The organism is Algibacillus agarilyticus (genome assembly GCF_003286125.1).
In the GTDB taxonomy this organism is placed as follows: domain Bacteria; phylum Pseudomonadota; class Gammaproteobacteria; order Enterobacterales; family Alteromonadaceae; genus Algibacillus; species Algibacillus agarilyticus.
This window is the reverse complement of record NZ_QMED01000003.1, coordinates 1-17,072: the sequence shown is the minus strand read 5'-3', so window position 1 is coordinate 17,072 and position 17,072 is coordinate 1. Positions and strand designations below refer to the sequence as shown.

General features: G+C 37.0%; 16 protein-coding genes. 14 read left to right on the top strand and 2 right to left on the bottom strand.

Going from position 1 to position 17,072, the window contains the following annotated elements; translation table 11 throughout:
- Positions 1 to 22: 22 nt before the first annotated feature.
- Positions 23 to 3,493, bottom strand: a complete 3,471-nt coding sequence (gene mfd / locus DPX34_RS03535; protein WP_111977040.1) for a transcription-repair coupling factor — start codon at positions 3,491 to 3,493, stop codon at positions 23 to 25.
- Between the two features lie 293 nt (positions 3,494 to 3,786).
- Here mfd and DPX34_RS03530 point away from each other — a divergent pair, with 293 nt between their 5' ends.
- From DPX34_RS03530 to DPX34_RS03495, 8 genes are all read left to right on the top strand, one after another.
- Positions 3,787 to 4,377, top strand: coding sequence for an HvfX family Cu-binding RiPP maturation protein (locus DPX34_RS03530; protein WP_111977039.1), 591 nt, complete (start codon positions 3,787 to 3,789; stop codon positions 4,375 to 4,377).
- A gap of 732 nt (positions 4,378 to 5,109) precedes the next feature.
- On the top strand, positions 5,110 to 6,285 hold the full coding sequence (locus DPX34_RS03525; protein ID WP_198673614.1) for a thiolase C-terminal domain-containing protein: 1,176 nt from the start codon (positions 5,110 to 5,112) through the stop codon (positions 6,283 to 6,285).
- A 149-nt stretch (positions 6,286 to 6,434) separates the two neighbouring features.
- A complete protein-coding gene (locus tag DPX34_RS03520) occupies positions 6,435 to 7,109 on the top strand; it encodes an SDR family oxidoreductase (protein ID WP_157964610.1) in 675 nt (224 codons plus the stop codon).
- Positions 7,106 to 8,116 carry a TauD/TfdA family dioxygenase gene (locus DPX34_RS03515; RefSeq protein WP_111977036.1) on the top strand — a complete coding sequence of 337 codons (1,011 nt, stop codon included), beginning with the start codon at positions 7,106 to 7,108 and terminating at the stop codon, positions 8,114 to 8,116. Before DPX34_RS03520 ends, DPX34_RS03515 begins: the two co-directional genes overlap by 4 nt.
- A gap of 22 nt (positions 8,117 to 8,138) precedes the next feature.
- Positions 8,139 to 8,774 carry a hypothetical protein gene (locus DPX34_RS03510; protein WP_111977035.1) on the top strand — a complete coding sequence of 212 codons (636 nt, stop codon included), beginning with the start codon at positions 8,139 to 8,141 and terminating at the stop codon, positions 8,772 to 8,774.
- Between the two features lie 88 nt (positions 8,775 to 8,862).
- Positions 8,863 to 9,174, top strand: coding sequence for a putative quinol monooxygenase (locus DPX34_RS03505; RefSeq protein ID WP_157964609.1), 312 nt, complete (start codon positions 8,863 to 8,865; stop codon positions 9,172 to 9,174).
- Between the two features lies 1 nt (position 9,175).
- Positions 9,176 to 9,679 (top strand): DUF2165 family protein, encoded by a 504-nt coding sequence (locus DPX34_RS03500; RefSeq protein WP_111977033.1) that lies wholly within the window; start codon positions 9,176 to 9,178, stop codon positions 9,677 to 9,679.
- A gap of 44 nt (positions 9,680 to 9,723) precedes the next feature.
- Complete coding sequence (locus DPX34_RS03495) at positions 9,724 to 10,824, top strand: hypothetical protein (RefSeq protein WP_111977032.1); 1,101 nt, start codon at positions 9,724 to 9,726, stop codon at positions 10,822 to 10,824.
- Between the two features lie 16 nt (positions 10,825 to 10,840).
- Here the strand turns inward: DPX34_RS03495 and DPX34_RS03490 are convergent, their stop codons facing one another.
- Positions 10,841 to 11,680 carry a LysR family transcriptional regulator gene (locus DPX34_RS03490; protein ID WP_111977031.1) on the bottom strand — a complete coding sequence of 280 codons (840 nt, stop codon included), beginning with the start codon at positions 11,678 to 11,680 and terminating at the stop codon, positions 10,841 to 10,843.
- A gap of 142 nt (positions 11,681 to 11,822) precedes the next feature.
- On the opposite strand from DPX34_RS03490, the gene DPX34_RS03485 reads away from it, so the two are divergent.
- From DPX34_RS03485 to tpiA, 6 genes are all read left to right on the top strand, one after another.
- Entirely contained in the window at positions 11,823 to 12,548 is a 726-nt protein-coding gene (locus DPX34_RS03485) for an AfsA-related hotdog domain-containing protein (protein ID WP_111977030.1), read from the top strand.
- The gene (locus DPX34_RS03480; protein ID WP_111977029.1) at positions 12,545 to 13,255 is read left to right on the top strand and encodes an HAD family hydrolase; all 711 of its coding nucleotides are present in this window, start codon (positions 12,545 to 12,547) and stop codon (positions 13,253 to 13,255) included. The genes DPX34_RS03485 and DPX34_RS03480 overlap by 4 nt, the downstream gene beginning before the upstream one ends.
- Before the next feature lie 11 nt (positions 13,256 to 13,266).
- Entirely contained in the window at positions 13,267 to 13,986 is a 720-nt protein-coding gene (locus tag DPX34_RS03475; RefSeq protein WP_157964608.1) for an outer membrane protein OmpK, read from the top strand.
- A gap of 51 nt (positions 13,987 to 14,037) precedes the next feature.
- The gene (locus tag DPX34_RS03470) at positions 14,038 to 15,171 is read left to right on the top strand and encodes a hypothetical protein (RefSeq protein WP_111977027.1); all 1,134 of its coding nucleotides are present in this window, start codon (positions 14,038 to 14,040) and stop codon (positions 15,169 to 15,171) included.
- 75 nt (positions 15,172 to 15,246) lie between these two features.
- Complete coding sequence (locus DPX34_RS03465) at positions 15,247 to 15,888, top strand: FMN-dependent NADH-azoreductase (protein ID WP_111977026.1); 642 nt, start codon at positions 15,247 to 15,249, stop codon at positions 15,886 to 15,888.
- Positions 15,889 to 15,929: 41 nt separating this feature from the next.
- A complete protein-coding gene (gene tpiA, locus DPX34_RS03460; RefSeq protein ID WP_111977025.1) occupies positions 15,930 to 16,706 on the top strand; it encodes a triose-phosphate isomerase in 777 nt (258 codons plus the stop codon).
- Positions 16,707 to 17,072 lie beyond the last annotated feature (366 nt).

Sequence of the window (17,072 nt, the reverse complement as noted above, 5' to 3'; positions counted from 1 at the left end):
AGGTCCATTTATTTAAGCTGATTTAGTCAGCAAGATCATTTATCAATTTTTCGATAAATTCAATTCTATCTTCGGCGTTATGTGTATCAATCGTAAATTTAACTTTGTCTGGTCCACCAAAGCCGAACACGGTGGGCGCCGATTGAATTAAACCGATTATTTTTTCGGGGTTAACTTTTGTGTCAGCTAAAAATTCTAATAATCCACCTTTAGGGCCCGCATCTAATTTTTTAATCCCGATCCCTTGCGCAATTATTTTCAATTTGGTGAGTTTTAATAAATTTTTAGCTGAACTTGGTAATAAACCAAAACGATCAATTAACTCAATGTGAACATCGTCAACATCCCGTTCGATTGAGCAGCTGGCAATTTTTTTGTATAACGATAAACGTAAACTGACATCATGAATATAATCTTCTGGCAATAATGCCGGTATACGTAAGTCGACTTCAGTTTGTTGTCGCAATACATCATCTAGTAAAGGCTCTTTGCCTTGTTTTAATGATTCAACGGCTTTATCAAGCATTTCCATATAAAGCGTAAAACCGATTGACGCTATTTGCCCGCTTTGCCCATCACCGAGTAACTCACCCGCGCCCCGTATTTCTAAATCGTGTGTTGCTAAGGCAAACCCAGCGCCTAAATCTTCTAAGGTCGAAATGGCATCTAAACGTTTCTTGGCATCTTTACTTAACCGTTTAGGGTGTGGAGTAAGAAGGTATGCATAAGCTTGATGATGAGAACGGCCAACACGCCCCCGTAATTGGTGGAGTTGTGCTAAACCGAAGTTATCCGCTCTATCAATTATAATGGTGTTAGCACTGGGTATATCTATACCGGTTTCGATGATCGTACTACAAACTAAAACATTATAACGTTGATGATAAAATTCAGACATGACACGTTCTAAATCGCGTTCACGCATTTGACCATGCGCTACAATAATCCGAGCATCCGGTAAAAGTTCTTGTAGGTCCGCTGCGGTTCTTTCTATGGTTTCTACCGCATTATGTAAAAAGTACACTTGGCCACCGCGCATAATTTCTCGGGTAATGGCTTCTTTAACAGTGGCTTCATCATATTGCCTAACAAACGTTTTAACGGACAAGCGTTTTGCTGGTGGTGTGGCAATTATCGATAAATCACGCATACCACTCATCGACATATTTAATGTGCGGGGAATTGGGGTTGCGGTGAGCGTTAAAATATCGATATTGGCGCGGTGCTTTTTAATAACTTCTTTTTGGCGTACACCAAATCGGTGTTCTTCATCAACAATTAATAAGCCTAAATCGGCGTATTTAACATCGGGTTGCAATAATTTGTGTGTACCAATGATAATGTCGACTTTGCCTTCTTCGAGTGCCGTCAGCACTTCTTTTTGTTCTTTGGCGGTATTAAAACGAGACAAAACTTCAACACGTATAGGCCAGTTTGCAAATCGGTCTTTAAAATTTTCGTAATGCTGTTGGGCTAACAATGTTGTGGGCACTAATACGGCAACTTGCTTTGCTTCGTTTACGGCCACAAAAGTGGCTCGCATCGCGACTTCAGTTTTACCAAAACCCACATCACCACACACCAAACGGTCCATTGCTTGTGGCGAAACCATGTCATTCACAACATGGTTAATTGCATTTTGTTGATCTTCTGTTTCTTCAAATGGAAAACCCGCACAAAATTGTTTATAAGCTTCATCATCTAAGCGAAATTTAAAGCCTGATTTGGTTGCGCGATTAGCATATACATCCAGTAACTCTGCTGCGACATCACGAATTTTTTCAGCGGCTTTACGTCGGGCTTTCTGCCATGCATCACTGCTTAACTTATGCATGGGGGCATTATCAACATCGGCACCCGAGTAACGCGATATTAAATGTAAGCTTGCCACGGGCACATACAATTTAGAATCTGCGTATTCAATCGTTAAAAATTCAGTCGGCATTCCGCCTGTATCAAGTGTTTGTAAGCCGATATAACGACCGACACCATGATCAACATGCACAACGGGTTGGCCGGTTGATAATTCAGCCAAATTTTTAACAATACTTTCGCTGGTCGTTATTTGGCTTTTATTACGTCGTCTGCGTTTTTGACTAACCGGGTTACCTAATAGCTCGGTTTCACAAATAAATGAGATTGTACGCCTTTCAACTTTAGCCACAAAACTGTGTTCAAAAGCGGTAACACAAATCGCTAATTTTTCAGGTGCGGCTAAATAGGCTTGAATATTCTCATAGACTTTAGGTTTCAGCTTGGCTTTAACGAGCATTTCTAAAACGGTTTCGCGCCGACCTTGGGTTTCACATAAAAACACCACATTGGGTGTTTTATTGATGTAGTCGAGTAAATTTTTATACGGTGTTTTTGATTGTGCATCAATGGCTATATCGTTAATAACGTTGGTATGGTAATTAAACCGCCCGCTTTTATTATCATCGACAGGGTCAACATTGTATTCGATACGAGGAAATAGTTTGAGTTTGGCAAAAAACGTATTTGCAGATAAAAATAATTGATTTGGTTTTAATAACGGGCGATTTTTGTCAAAACGTCTATTTTCATATCGAGTGGCTACATCGTCTAAAAAATGTTCTATTTTTGCCATGATTTGGCAAGAATATGCAATGTGAGTATCAGTCGGAATATAATCAAATAACGTGACACATTGTTCAAAGAATAGCGGTAAATAATACTCTATCCCTGCAGGCATAATATTTTTGCTTACTTGGTAATAGATTGATTCTTTGTTGGTATTGGCTTCAAATTCATCTCTAAATTGCTTACGAAATAATTCAATTGCGGGGGCATCCGTTGGAAATTCGTGAGCGGGTAACAAATTAATCGCGTCAATCTTATCGTCAGAGCGTTGAGTTTCCGTGTCAAAACAGCGAATTGAATCGAGCTCTTCATCAAAAAAATCTAACCGGTAAGGTTGCATACTGCCCATTGGAAACAAATCAAGAATAGAGCCTCTAACACTGAATTCACCGTGCTCCATGACTTGATCGACTAATCGATACCCCGCGAGCGACAAACGATCACGCATCGCCTGAATATCAATCCGTTGGCCTTGTTTGAGCATTAATGAATATTGATGAAAAAAGGTGGGGGGCGTTTGATAGCCTAAAGCCGTACTCGCAGAAACAACGTATATACCAGGCTGACTTGTTTGTAATTGATTAAGCGTGGCTAATCTTTGTGAAATAATATCTTGATGTGGTGAAAACGTATCATAGGGTAAGGTCTCCCAATCAGGAAAATAATAAACTGGTGTATGGTATTGGCTTGCATAAGCCGTTAATTCATCCGTTAAGCGCAAAGCCGATGGGGTATCTTGCGTGATCACCACAAAAGGAGAGTCGTTAGTTTGAGCAGCGTGGGTTAACGCTAAAGATAAACTACTGCCTTGCAAGTTTCCCCAGCTGATACTGTCGATGTTTTTGCTGTTTAATTTAGGAAGAGCAGGAGAGGTTATAGTTACTTGCGCCATGCTGTATTTTATCTATTATTTTTAATTAACGCTATTCTAAAGAAGGTGTCTGGTTTTTTAAACCCAAAGTCGTAATTAATATCAACTAAAGCTTAATATTCAGCTATTTATCGCTTACCAATTTAAGTGAAGTGAAAGTTAATTCAATTTTCTAAGGTCTTTATGATTAATCGCTACAAAAGGTTTATTTGCTTATGTTTAATAGACTCTTTTAAAATCGTCGTTTTATTTACTTTACGCAACATTTATTGTTCAGGTGAGTTAACCACCCCTAATTTTGAGAACAAAACATAATGAGTTTAATCAAAAAATATTATTTACCACTACATCAATTATTAGATAAATCGAAAGCATTAGATGGGTTAGCCCCTTTGTTAGTTAGACTGTATTTAGCGCCTGTCATGTTACAAGCGGGTTATAATAAATACGTGGGATTTGGTGGCGTTGTCGAGTGGTTTGCTTATCTAGGCATGCCATTGCCAACTTTAATGGCATTTTTAGCCATGTCGACAGAATTAATAGGCGGGATTTTACTCATAATAGGTTTAGCGACTCGTTGGATTTCTATTCCGTTAATGATCACCATGTTAGTTGCCGCTTTTAGTGTTCATATTCAGAACGGATGGCTGGCTATTGCTGATAGCAGCAGCTGGCTAGCTAATGATCAAGTTTTGGCATCACAAGAAAAATTAGCGATGGCAAAAAGTATTTTACAAGAATACGGTAATTATGAATGGCTAACGAGCAGTGGGTCATTCACTATTTTAAATAATGGCGTTGAATTTGCAATCACGTATTTTGTTATGTTTTTCTGTTTGTTTTTTTATGGTGGCGGCCGTTACGTAAGTGTTGATTATTACTTGGCTAAAAAATATTTAACCTAAACTTGGGATAACAAATAAGCTAATGCATCGTTTGTAAAACAAACGATGTTTTAGTTTAATACGAGTTACCCAGCTAAAATTATCATTACATTATACGTCGGCCTTAATCTACCAAACGGTGATAATGATCAACGCGCTAAAACACCAATGAAAAAAAGGCATGACAAGGTACTTAAATGGTCAACGTTTATAGAAAACGGGGACCTTTAGATCATTTATTGCAGTTTTTAAGCTAAAAATTTGGCATTAACAATTTTAGTCACCCTAAAGGGCCAGTTACACCCAAGGTCATTCGCAATACTCCGTTCTGGTGTATTCATTAAATTACATATATTGGCTTTGCCTTAAAGCCGTAAGCTCTCGTTTGAGTGGAGCCTAAATCAAAAAATTATATTCAGAACATATAAATGACGACTATTAAATTTAAATAACATTAATTGATCTATTTTTACAATACGCTTGTGCATTTTTAGGCATAGGGCGGAACTTCATCATCATTTATTATGGTGACTAGATGTGGGGGAATAGACAAGAAATTCAAATGTTATTCTAATCTAGGATCTCGTTGATTATACCTACAGTCGGGTTAATTTTAATAAAAATTATTATCCGCTTTCACAAAAATCATAATAGCAATATTAAAACTTTGAGGGAGTGTCTTAATTATTTAAACTTAGCCCCTTATATATATTGTTTGTTTTTAAGGTTAGTTATATTTATATGGAATATAAAATGGGCAACAAAGACGTCTTTATTTTAGGTGTTGGCATGACACCAGTGGGTAAACGCAAAGAAATGTGTGTGGGGGAAATGGGCTCTGAATCTATCGGTATTGCACTTGAAAGCATCGGGCTTGAATCGAAGAAAATTAGTGCCTTATATGCAGGCAACATGATGGCAGGCCAATTGTGCCAGCAACAACTGGTAGCGACTAAAATTGCGAACTTTGCAGGATTAAGTGGAGTGGAAGCTTTTACCGCTGAAGGTGCTTGTGCTTCAGGGGCTGCGGCTGCACGCATTGGGTATATGTCTGTTGCAAGCGGTTGCCATGATGTTGTAGCTGTTTGCGGCGTTGAAAAAATGACACATGCAGATAGAGAGTCAACAACTAAAGCATTAGCTACTGCTTCTCATAGAGAAACTGAAGGGAGCCAGGGCTCTACATTTTTAAGCTTGAATGCTGATTTAATGCAAAATTATATGTCTACTTATAATGTTGATGCCGACCGTTTTTCAGGTTTTTCAGTTAATGCACATAAAAATGCGTTAACAAACCCTAATGCAATGTTGCGTAAGCCTGTTTGCAAAGCCGATTATACGATATCTCGTATGTTAATAGCGCCATTGCGCTTATTAGATGCGCCTCCTATTTGTGATGGTGCGGCAACTATCTTATTAGGTAACGCTGATATGGCGCGTTATTGCCAGTTACAAGGTCATCATGTTGTTAAAATATTAGCGTCGACTGTGGCGTGTGATGAATTAGCGCTCTCGAATCGAAGGTCTCCGGTGCAATTAGCCTCTGCAGAATTATCATTTAAACGAGCATATAAAATATCAGGTATCTCTTTCAAAGATGTTGATATTTTTGAACCACATGACGCTTATACGGTGATGACCGCATTAAGTATAGAAGCGGCTGGCTTTGCAGAAAAAGGAGAGGGAACTGACTATGCACAAAGCAACCAAATTAGTTTACAAGGTCAACTTCCTATTTGTACTTTTGGCGGACTTAAAGCGCGTGGTCACCCTGTTGGTGCCACGGGAATTTATCAACTCGCAGAATGCTTTTTACAATTAACAGATAACGCTGGGTGCAACCAAGTCAGAAATGCTGGTATTGCATTAGCACAGAACTTTTCAGGGGCTGCATCAGTGGCTTTCACACATGTATTAGAGTCATGTTAATACGACGGTATTTATGGGGTGTTAAAAAATGCACAACAGCCCTTTCAATAATGAGTATTCAAGCGAGCTTAAACCTTGTTCATACTAAGAAAATGTTACTTAAAAGCTAAAACAATTTACATAAATAATGATTATAGATGGAGTTAAATATGAAAACACTAATTATTGGTGGAAATGGAAAAATAGGCAAAAGATTGGTTCAACGCTGTGTCGATGCAGGCTTAGATATCAGAGTTATGGTAAGAGATCTTGGCCAAATTGAGCAGTTTGTTTCGTTAGGCGTTGAAGCGGTATTTGGTGATTTAGAAGGCAATATCTCAGATGCGATCAGTGGTTGCGAACAGGTTGTTTTTAGTGCAGGTTCGGGCGCTAAATCGAGTCCACATAAAACATTATTAGTGGATTTATGGGGTTCAATTCGTGTGATAGAAGAGAGTGAAAAACAAGGAATTAAGCATTTCATTATGGTGAGTTCATTAAAGGCAGATGCCCCATTACGTGGACCTGAAAGAATTCGACATTATTTAGTTGCCCGTAATTTAGCGGATGAGAAATTATGTACATCAACATTAAATTACACATTATTGCGTCCTGGTCGTTTATTAGATACTGAAGCCACGGGGTTAGTGACGGGTAAGTTTGATTGGGGTGATAGTAATAATGCACAGAGTTGTATCGCGAGAGAAGACGTGGTTGAACTTATTTTACAGTGCTTATCAAATCCGGATTTACCTGCTCAAAGACGCACTATTGATGTCATTAACGGTGATTATCCAATAAGAGAATTTTTGCAAGATCAATATTCAACAGAGATGATTGCATGAACAAAAGTATAGCGTTTATTAATGATCGGTCAGCGTGGCAACCTGCTGATTTACAAGCTGATAGCAGTTGGCGATATTATTTAACTGATGTTGATATAAGTGAAATTGATTTTGCGTTAATTCAATTTTCACAAAGCGGTGTCACGTTAAATCAAATTACGATGGAAAACTTTGTTTTACCGCAGTTAAGTCAAAAATTAATAGCGATACGCAGTGCAATAGAAAATGATTTAGGCTTGGTCGTTATTAAAGGGCTGCCCGTTGATAATTACACAAAAGAGCAATTAAAAATACTTTTCTTAGGCATCGGTTGTTATTTGGGACACCCTTTACCCCAAAGTCTTGAAGGTGAGTTATTACAAGAGGTGTATAACAAAGGCGAAAACCTTTATGCACAGGCAGGGCGAGGCACTAATACAAGTGATCAACTTCCTTGGCATACCGACAGAAGCGATATCGTCTCGTTATTATGCATTAATAAATCTGCGACAGGGGGCGAAAGCAAACTGGCAAGTTTAACGAATGTGTACAATAAAATAAAAAAAGAACGCCCTGATTTAGCTGAAGTATTATGTACGGATTTTTATCATGGCCGTGCACCTTTTGAAGCAGATGGATTGTCGGCTTATTATCAATTACCTGTTTTTACCAGTCATAACGATAAATTTGCAAGTCGATATTTACGTCGCTTTATAGAGCTAAGCCAAGATATAGAAGGCGTGCCCAGTTTAACCGCAATTCAAATTGAAGCATTAGATTATCTTGATATGCGTTTAAACCAAGATGATGTTTGTTTTAATTTATCTTTTGATAAAGGCGATATTCAATTTATCAATAATTTTACAATTTGTCATTCAAGAAATACCTATACCGATACCACTGAATATTCACGTTTATTGATGCGTTTATGGCTAGCGGCTTATGAAGGTAGAAATCTAGCCCCTGAATTTGAACCGTTATATGGAACGACACAGGGTGGCGTGGTACGTGGCGGCATCCTTTTATAAATTAATTAAGAGTATTATTAACATGTTAAAAAATGAAAGTATTGATAAACAGAAAGTATTAGCTGAGCAATTAATCGCAAAACAAGTCAAAGTTCCTGAAGGCTATGTGGTTGTTAGTTGTTTATTATTGAGTCATGACAGTATTCCGGTATTTGTTTTTCGCTATCAGCAATCACATCAAGAGCAAAGTGTATTAGGTGGGGAACATTTTAGTGTAAGTGTCGATTTAGACGCGACTAAAATCATGGGTTTTATTCATATCGAGAAACAGCACTGTGGTTCAGGTTTACCGTCTGAAGATCAAGCGAAAGCAATTGCTGCTGAATTTTTACCCACTATCGCACCCGATTTAGTCGGTAAATATGAAATTAAATGGGTGATGGCACAACTTGAAAAACCAAACAAAATTCCACACGAATCGCCTTTCCCATTTGTTGATTTACATGGTGAAGCGCACTTAGTCACTGGTATGCGCGTTAAATTATTTTTTGAACAACTCGGTACATGGGGTTGGGTTATTGTGGGTCGTGATAATAACGTTATTTCTTTCGAACGAGAAGTTAATTGGAATACGATCATGAATCGTCGTTCAACTCCGGGCTGGTTACATGATAGCTTCATTCAAGAATTAGCCAGTGATATAAAACAATTAGGCTAAATGTATTTACCTATACCCAAGTCGCTTCAAAATGCGAGTTCAGCATCTTGCAGTCACTTGGGTATGTAACTCATTATTAAGGAAAAACATGTCAGGAACATGGATATATGTAGAGTTGGTTGCTAACAATATAAATAAGTTACAATTGACAAAACAAGAATTAGCTAAGTTACAGCGTGCTACAGAACAAGAAGAAGGGTGTATTCAATTTGCTGTTTGTCAGGTTAATGGAGAAAGTAATATATTTACACTATGGGAGCATTGGGTGGACGAAGACGCCTTTCGTAAACACATGCAAGCTTCACACACACAAAATTATTTTGCCTTAAAGTTAACGCGTGTCAGATTATCTCATCGACTCAAACCTTTATTAGATAAAAGCCTTATTTGTGAGGTTTAATATGCCTTTAGACGCATTATTATTGGCTAAAGGTATTATTTTATTTGGGCTTGGCACTTGGCTGTTATTGGCGGCTATTAATAATTTTGTTGATCCAAGGACAAATTTAACATTACTAAAAAAAATGATGACGATGGCCGCAATCAAACATGACAATGACTTAGGGGTCGGTTTACTTCACCGAGCGGTAAAAAATACCGCTTTCGTCATTTGGTTTTTAAAATTATTAGCTACGATACAATTAGTCGTAGCTATTTTATTACTCGCCTCAGCCTTCATTTTAATTGGGTTGTTATTGGGAATTGAATCTTTTTCGTTTGAGCAAAGTATGAGTTTACCCACCTTTGCAATGACTTGTTTTATGTCGTTGTGGTTATTTTTTATGGTGGGTGGTTTATGGTTTGGTTATTGGATAAAAATGGGAATGGTACAGATTGTACATTTAATATTGCTAGTACTCTCATTGCTGATCCTTATTTTACTTAATTTACCGAGTCATACATAAGGGTAAACCCCGTTAAATTTAGATTGATACAGGACGTGAAAAAAATGATTACATATAAACAAGGCTATATAGCTTTAATTACACTCACATTAGTGATTACACTCACAATGTCGATAATGCATTTCGTCGACTATGCTTTTATGGAAACATGGCTCGTTTTGGCTTTTATCATGTGTGTGCCTTTTCAAGTTGCCAGTGGTATTTTATTAGAAACGAATAAACCCCGTTTGCTCGCTAGACTTAGCCTACCCAGTAAAGGTTTACTGATTATTTTATGCTGTGCCGTTAGTGCTATTTTGGTCAGTATAGTTACATATTACACTGTAGGTGGCGGTATCGAGTTACCTAAACCTCCGGTTATTAATTACGCTATTGCAGTTGTCGTGGCAACGTTTTGGTATGCGATAGTTTGGCAGTGTTGGCCGATAGCTAAATTTACCAATAAACCGGAATGGCTTGCTTTATCCGTTGTGTTTGTCGGCTTATTTTTAGGGTATTTAATATTCAATTTTTCTTTTAGCTTTGAATTTATGCAATCAAGTCCGTTATATGAAGAGACGCTTGACCCCAAAGGTTGGTTTAAATCATGGAATGTGGTGGCTTTTTTAGTCACGACCGTCGCCGTTATTTTCACCTTTGTTTTATTTGATTTTTGGCCTATTAGCCAAATAAAATTAGGCAATAAAGCGTTCGTTGGCAACCTGATTAAATCCTTATCAATTATTGCAATTGCAGGGTCTATCTATCTCTTATTTGTTAATTATTGGGATTTCGATCCTGTTATCTACCTGGTTAATGGTCCGATATCATATATATTTGGTATGTTTGTACCGCTAAATTTATTTTCGGGGCAATTATTCAGCCATATTAAGCAGCCTACAAGAGGCATATACTTGGTTATAGTAAGTGCCATTGCGGGGTTTCTACTTAATCTATTATATTTTTGGTTTGCACAACAGATGTTACCCGAAGCATTAATAGGTGGACTTTATCAGCAAGAGTTATGGGTTGCTAATGCAATGCTGGCATTTAGTTTTCCGTTATTAGTTGCAATCACGGCTCACCTTCAATTTTGGCCTTTGTGCTTGATTAATTTCAAAACGAAAAATAACAGCCCAACGACACAAAAAGTGATGTCTAATTAGGTTAAATTTTTCAGACTCAAGCATTTGATAATTGAATTGCATAAAACCATTTAACAAATGCTTGAACTTTTGGACAGTTACGTGATTCTTGATGGTATAGCATCCAAAGTTCAGTCGCGTATTTAGCATCCAAACGTTGGGTTATTTCAAGATCATCAAAACTTGTTGCTACAAAACAAGGTAACATTGCTGAACCTAAGCCAGCACGTGCAGCCGCGACTAAACTGACAATTGAAGACGCTTTAAGATGAAAATTAGCTTCAGGGTATAGTTCGTTCATCCATTGTACAGGGAGCAGAGAGGTGTCAGTAAAACCTATCCATTGCTGACTCACGTCATGTAATTTAGATTGATAAATAGCCCAAGGTAACGGAGTTACTTTACGGCCAACTAAATGTTCTGGTGGTGATGTTGTAGAGCGTAATGCGATATCAAATTCATGGTGTGTGATATTTTGAAACCCATTTGATGTGGTGAAGTTAATTTTAATATCAGGGAATTGCGTGTAAAAGCTTTCTAAGTGCGGACAAATCATATAATCCATGATGGCTTCTGTGGTGGTGATCTGCAGAAGACCACTCGGTGATTGCTGAACAAAATCAATCTCACGTTTCCATTGGTATATCAGTGTTTCAATTTTTTCAGCTGTTTCAATTAACTTTTTACCATTATCAGTGGGAGTGTAACCAGAAGATGACTTATGAAACAGTTGAACTCCGGCTTCTTCTTCAAGTCTTTTTAAACTTCTAATAACTGTAGCATGCGTCACATTTAAAACTTCGGATGCTTTTGAAGCCGAGCCTTTACGATAGGTATAAAGTGCATGGCGTAATAAGCTCCAATTTAAGTTGAACATTTTTTCACAATTCCTTGATATTTAATGGCTATACCTGAGATCAAGCCTTTTGGTTAGTATAAGGCAAGTAATATCAAATTAAACCCCTATTTAATAATGTTAAATAAAAGACCCTTAAATTTAAATAAAAGGAAAATATACCATGGGAAAAATTTATGTCGTGGGTGAACGATTCGCTCGGTTTATTGAAAATGAGAACGTTATTTCTATAAATCAATTAGAAAAAAACGTGTTTAATAACTTACCTCCTAAAGTGGATTCTGTTTATGTTTTAGGCCAAGGTGTGTCAGCTGAACGGGTAAACGCTTTACTAAAATCAGTTGAACAAAACGAAGATTACCGTTCAAAAATGCGTTTTCCGGATTTAGACAAATCATGCAAAAATTTAGTTCATAAAGAAAATTTAGCAAATTCAATGATCTCTAAACCTATAAAATTAACGAATAATCATTATGAAGCCAACGTTTATATTGATGATCAGTGTGATGAGATGCGTGATCATATTACCGGTCAACATATACCTGGAATGGCTATCATCGAATCATGCCGTCAAATGTTTCTTGCGGTTACTGAGTTACATTATTTAAAGGGCTATAAGCAAAACGGTTATTTTGTCATTAATAAAAATACAGCTGAATATTTTAAATTCATCTTCCCTTTAGATATAAAAATCGATTACACCGTTGATAGTGTTGAAGAAAACAGGCCTGGCTCATTTAAATTTACGGTATCAATGAGAGTCAAGCAAAATGAACAAATTTGTGCAGAACTTTGTTATGAATTTTCTACCTATGAAGCTGATTTTTTAAAGGGGAAAGAATCACAATCAGCCTTAGAAGCTATCAATATGGCAAGCATAAAAATATGATCACAGTAAACTCTAACCCCTTATTTAGTGATGTTATTAATAAAGCGGCTTTTTTTGATGTTGATGATACGTTGATCAATATTAAAACCATGTTTAGTTTTTTGAATTATTTGAAGACACATGATCCTTGGGCTCAAACCGTTTCATTTAATCATTTTGATAACCAGCTATCTGAATTAATGACAAATGGCACCAGGCGAGAAGATGTCAATCGCTTCTATTATAAAATGCTAAAGGGAATGCCTGTCGCAGACCTTGAAATGAAAGCAAGTGAATGGTTTAAATTTATTCTTTTAAATCATCGTGTATTAAATGAACAAGTTGTTTCTCATTTAAATTCACATCAAAACCTAAATCATGATGTGGTCTTTGTATCTGGCTCTTGTTTGCCGCTATTAAAGCCGCTTGGTGATTTATTAGGTGTTCATGAATTTATTTGCGCTCCACTTGAAATTATAAATGGAATATATAACGGTGAATTAAAGAGTTCCCCAACCATTGGAGAAGGCAAGGCAAAAGGTCTGAAAAAATACGCCGCCGCCCATGAACTTAACTTAAACAATTGCTTTGCTTATGGTGATGATATTTCGGATATACCCATGCTAAATAGTGTCGGTGAACCCCGATTAATCAATCCTAATAACGCTATGTTGGCGTCTTATCAATCAAAAAATAGTTTATCTGACAACTGTGTAATTAGATTTTAATGAGTATTCAAATGAAAAAATTAGTAATGATATTTATCACGTTTATGCCTTTTTTTGCTTCTTCGCAAATGTTGTGGAGCGATGCTAGTTTATCGGTATTGTATGGCGAAAATTATTTATTAGGCCATAAATACAGAAACGTGATCACATTAGAACATGCGGGTGGGCATAATTGGGGTGATCATTTTTTCTTTATTGATCGTTTCGATCGGGCGATTGAAACCCCCGCAATTTATACCGAAGTTATGCCGAGACTTAGTGGTAACTATTTGTTTGATGATGCCTTTTCGGTAGGGGTGATAAAAGATGTATTGGTTGCAGGGCGCATTGAATATGCTGAAGTCACTAGCGAGACTAATTATTTATTAGGTTTGGGTGCTGATTTACAAATACCCGGTTTTACTTATTTTAAAGTGAATGCGTTAATGCGAAAAAATGAATTTTACGCTGATAACGAATTACTCATGATGGTATGGGCCTTACCATTTGAACTGTTTGGACAGAAATTTGTTTATGATGGATTTTATGATTGGAACAGTGGCACAGAAGGCTTTGCAAGTTCTTTTAATCTTAATTCACAATTGAAATGGCAAGTCAATCCAGCGTCAGATAACCCTATATATATTGGCATTGAATATTCATATTGGAACAATAAGTTTGGCGTGCAAAGCAGCACTGAATTCAATACAAATGAACGTAATGTTAATGCATTACTGAAATTTCATTTTTAGTTAGTTCGGCAATGGTTACCCAAATTTTAATAACAACAAACAGGAATTAACATGAAATTTAACCTTTATTTAAGCCTTATTTTATTGTTTTACTCTGCAACGTCGGTGGCAACATATAAATCGTTATATGAAACGGGTTTTGATCGATTAGACCACGTGCATCAATTAGAACCCAAGAATAAAATTTTTTCACATTTAAAGCGTAAGCAACGCGGTGTGTTTGCGCAATATTTACCACAATATCCATTATGGTCAGATGGCTCTATTAAAAAGCGTTGGGTTTATATACCTAAGCGAGCTCAAATAGACACTCGTGATCCCGATAATTGGGTTTTTCCAACTGGGACTAAATTTTGGAAAGAGTTTGCTTTTGAAGAAAACGGCAGTCTGAGAAAAATTGAAACACGATTGATGGAAAAAACAGCGGATGATGGCTGGATAATGTTAACGTTTGTTTGGAATGAAGCACAAACGAATGCCGTTTTAGCACCCGAAGCAGGGATTAAAAATCATTATGAACTTGCAAATGGTAAATTCTACGATATACCCAGCCAGCATGATTGTGAATATTGCCATAGTAAAGCGGGTATTGATAATGGACCACAAAAAACGCCGGTGTTAGGTTTTTCAGCTCTACAGTTATCAGATGATCGTGATCCTAACGCAATACATGGTGAGCCATTAACTAAAGGCATGATGACCTTACTCGCTTTACAGAAAAGAAAGATTGTAAGCCATAAAATGGATTATTTACCCGCTATTGCTGAATCTGAATATGCACCGTTACAACGTTCAGTATTTGGGTATCTGCATGGTAACTGTGGGCATTGTCATAACGAAAGTGGTTTAGCTGAATTTACGAATACTTTAAATTTTAATCATAAAGCGACTGCTCGTTTTATTCAGCAAAATGGCACTTATAAAACAGCGATTGCAAAACCAATTACAGCGTACTTACAACCTGCAGGTTCTCCAACACTTGTTATCAACCCAGGTAATGCGGCCGACAGTGCGTTAATTTATCGAATGACAGAGGAGTTTGAGCAATATACTTTTCTCGTACCTGAGTGGCACCATAGTGCAGGATTTTCATTAACTCTAGGCGTAAAAATGCCCTTTGTTGGCACTAATATCATTGATCAAACCGCTATTGATGTAATAACGGAATACATCAATAACTTATAGCGGTCGAATTTTAAATTAAAACGACTGACATCAATATTGACTTTTGTTTCACTTAAATATGACTAAGGAATAAAAATGAAAAATATATTATTTATAGAATCATCCCCAAGAAAAGAACGTTCAATTACAACCGATGTATGCCAAAAATTGATTAAATCACTGCAATTAGATGAACCCTACACGGTTGATAAGATTGATTTATGGCAAGAATCGTTACCGCATATGAATGGCGTTAATTTAGCCGCTAAATATGCCATTTTTGAAGGTAAAGCTTTAACGGTTGAACAGCAAACTCACTGGGATAACCTAAACCAACATATTACAAGATTCGCAAAAGCTGATTTGGTTATTATTGCGGCCCCGACTTGGAATTGGGGCATTCCATATGTATTGAAGCATTATATTGATGTGATAACTCAACCCGGTTTAACATTTAGTTGGGCACCAGAAACAGGTTATACGTCATTATTATCACCTAAAAACGCGGTACTCGTAACCAGTAGTGGAGGGGATTACACACAAGGATCTGGGAATGAAGATGAAGATTTTGTAATAAAATACTTACACTTATGGTTATCAAGTTGTATGAGCTGTGATGTTGAGATGATAAATATGACGTTAAGCGCGGCAGGTGAAGAAGCGGTCAAAACGGCTTATATCAAAGCAGAGCAAAAGATAGCTGAAATTAGTCAACAGTATTCGCCAGCAATAGTTTAATCATTTAATGGTCAATCTGGAGGCCAATAAGGAGTATTTTTATGCAGGCATCATTTATGGTCGTTGCTAATTGGAAGATGAATGGTTGCCGCGATAGGGTTACAAATTTGTCGCACGAGTTAATCACTCGTTGCGGCTTTCTCAATCAACCTAAAATTGTACTATGCCCGCCTTATATCTATTTAGAAAGAGTGCAGGAAACATTAGCCTCTTCAAAGATATCATTAGGTGCGCAAGATCTTAGTTGTGAAAATAATGGTGCTTTCACCGGCAATATATCCGGAGAAATGTTGGTTGATGTTGGTGTTCAATATGTGATTATCGGGCATTCAGAACGTCGTTTAAACAACGCTGAAACTAATGATATCATTTTGAAAAAGTTGAGTATCGCCCAATTTCAGGGGATGACATCTATTTTTTGTATAGGTGAAAATATAGTAGAGAAACAGCTTGGCAATACTTTTAAAGCAATTGATCACCAACTAAAGCCGGTTATTACGTTAATCAAAAATGATCCGAGCATTAAATGTATTGTTGCCTATGAACCGGTATGGTCAATAGGCACTGGGTGTTCTGCTAGTGTGCAAGATGTTGAACGAGTAAATAAATATATAAAGCAAATTTTCAATGATCTTAACTACCCCATAAAAATTATATATGGAGGCAGTGTTAACGAAATGAATATAGAACAATTTGTTGCTATTAAATCACTTGACGGTGTGATCGTAGGAAATGCATCACTATCAGCAGATAAATTGATAAACATATGCATGCGGGTAGAAAAACAGACAATGAATACATTAGCTGATATTGTCTAAACCCTGTTGGCGTTAATATCCGATCACCTTAGCGGGTAAAAACGCGGTAGTAAACTTTAAAAATTAAAGTATAGTCTTCTCGCTCAGGTTTTATGGTTCATTGTCAGCGCTTACTCTCGACTTTGGCTCCTGCGTCGTTCTAACACCTAAATCCATTTCATATGTAGGATCTTAAGAAAAAAAGAGGTGTCTTCATGTTCAATTTGTGATCTTATTGGTTCGCCAAAACTAATAAAAGACAAACAAACATGAAGACAATGAACCTTACGACTTTGACAGATAAAATCCAATCAATTTTTGCTCCCAAGACACTTTTTTCAATTGCCAGAAGCGTGAAATTGGTTGAGCGCAGTCGCCAATTTAACC